Genomic DNA, 1,613 nt, shown 5'->3' on the forward strand with positions numbered 1-1,613 from the left:
GGATCTCGTCGAGCCGGGCGGCGGCCGCCGGCCCGGCGGCCGGTGAGCTGCTCGCCGGCCATGCTCGACCGGATCTGCTCCAGTCTGGCCGAGCCGGCCGAGTCGAGCGTGGCCTTCTGGATCTCCAGCATCCGGCCCTCGACGGAGTTGCCGGCCAGCTCGGCGCGGCCCATGGCGTTGGCGTACCGGCGCTCGATCCGGTCCCGCACCTCGTCCAGAGCGGGGGTGGTGCCGGGGGCGGTCAGCGAGGACATCGACTCCAGCGAGCGGGCCACACTCTCCTGCATCTTGGCCTGCTCCAACTGGCTGAGCAGCTTGGTGCGCTCGGCCAGCTTCTGCTGGAGGATCATGGAATTGTTCTCCACCGCCTTGCGGGCCTGGGCGGCCGCGCCGAGCGCCTGGTCGTGCAGCGTCTTCAGGTCCTCGGTGGCCTGCTCGGCGGAGACCAGCTGAGTGGCGAGGAGCTGGGCGGACTGCTCGTATCGCCCGGCCTCGGCGTCGTCACCCTTGGCCCGCGCCTGGTCGGCGAGGACCAGGGCCTGCCGGGCGTTGGCCTGGAGCTGCTCGACCTCGGTCATCTGCCGGGACAGCTTCATCTCCAGCTGGCGCTGGTTGCCGATCACCGCGGCCGCCTGCTGGACCAGCGCCTGGTGCTGGCGCTGGGCCTCCTCGATGGCCTGCTGGATCTGCACCTTCGGGTCGGCGTGCTCGTCGATCTTCGCGCCGAAGAGCGCCATCAGGTACTTCCAGCCCTTGACGAACGGGTTCGCCATCTCCGCGTGTCCCCTCAGTTAGCGTCGCTCCGCCTCGACCATGCCAGGCGGGGCCGACCGGCGGGCCGCGGGGCATGTCTCCATCGTCCCAGCCGGACGCCACACCGGCATCCGTACCGACCAGCGGAGCGCTCAGACAGCCCTGATCAACCCTACGCGGCGGGAGCCACCCCGGCCACGGAGCGGCGCGCGGATCAGGCGGCGCAGACCACGTCCCGGTCCGCGGAGCGGACCCGGGTGGTGCGCAACGTCGCCTTGAGCGGCGAATCCTGCCGGACCTGGACGGCCACCGCGCCGTCGGAGGTCACCTGGCGGACGCCGCGGTTGGTGGCCTTGCGTACGGCGGCCGGAGCAGCCGCAGCGGCCGGCGCCGGCTCGTCGGCGACCGGGACCAGCACCCCGGGCATCTGCTCGGCCAGGGCGACGTGGTCGCTGACCTCGCGGAGCAGCTCGGAGAGGCGGGCGCCGAGCGCGTCGCAGATGGCGGCCAGCAGCTCGCTGGAGGGCTCCTTCTGGCCGCGCTCGATCTCGGAGAGGTAGCCCAGGCTCACGTTGGCGGCGGAGGAGACCTCGCGCAGGGTGCGGTGCTGCCCCTGCCGGCGCGCTCGCAGTGCGTCACCGATCACACGGCGTAGCAGGACCATCGCACCTCCCCCTGACGGGACACCATCTCCACCGGGCGTGCCGCGCCGGACGCGGCGGGCCGCCCCGGCGCCGACGTCGACCGTCGGAGCCTTCCCGCAACCGTACCCGTTGGCCGGCCCGGCGACATCCCACCCCGCCGCTCCAATCCCGGCGACCCTGTCTCTTATAAACATCTGACTCTGACGACGACCGCAT

At 72.4% G+C, this 1,613-nt stretch carries 2 protein-coding genes; both read right to left on the minus strand.

Going from position 1 to position 1,613, the window contains the following annotated elements:
• On the minus strand, window positions 1–773 hold a 773-nt coding region (locus tag DKL51_RS28075), incomplete at its 3' end, for a PspA/IM30 family protein (protein ID WP_148097866.1).
• Between the two features lie 194 nt (window positions 774–967).
• Window positions 968–1,417, minus strand: a complete 450-nt coding sequence (locus DKL51_RS28080; protein ID WP_109947492.1) for a helix-turn-helix domain-containing protein — start codon at window positions 1,415–1,417, stop codon at window positions 968–970.
• Window positions 1,418–1,613 lie beyond the last annotated feature (196 nt).

It is taken from the genome of Micromonospora globispora, assembly GCF_003857015.1.
GTDB lineage: Bacteria > Actinomycetota > Actinomycetes > Mycobacteriales > Micromonosporaceae > Micromonospora > Micromonospora globispora.